This is a genomic window from Streptomyces alkaliterrae, assembly GCF_007097205.2.
Lineage (GTDB): Bacteria > Actinomycetota > Actinomycetes > Streptomycetales > Streptomycetaceae > Streptomyces > Streptomyces alkaliterrae.
The window spans coordinates 1-385 of the sequence record NZ_VJYK02000762.1; the positions used below are offsets into that span (position 1 = coordinate 1).

Sequence of the window (385 nt, forward strand, 5' to 3'; positions counted from 1 at the left end):
GGTCACCACCAGCACCCCCAGCACCCCCAGCACCACCGCACCTGCGGCAGCGAGGAGTTGACATGGCGTACCGCTACCGATGCGGCGAATGCGGCTTCACCACCCGGTGGACCACCGAGTCCGAGGCCGAGGATCTCGCCGTCGCCCACTACTCCGACCGGCACCCCCGTCTCGTCCCGGGCGGCAGCGTGGAGATCAACCGGAAGAACCCGAACTCTCTCGGCTGCGTCCCGCTGTTCGGCCTGGCGTGCCTCGTCCTGTTCCTGATCATCGCCTCCTGCCAGCGCTAGTCGCAACGACGAACCGCCCCTGGGAGATCCACGGCGGCGGTAACCACGATCCGCGCCACGGTCGCTGAGCCGCACCGCCCCTCGTCAGGCCCACC

General features: G+C 69.6%; 1 protein-coding gene. It reads left to right on the plus strand.

What is annotated here, in order from left to right:
- The first annotated feature begins 62 nt into the window (after positions 1–62).
- Positions 63–290 (plus strand): hypothetical protein, encoded by a 228-nt coding sequence (locus tag FNX44_RS27820; protein ID WP_153507846.1) that lies wholly within the window; start codon positions 63–65, stop codon positions 288–290.
- Positions 291–385 lie beyond the last annotated feature (95 nt).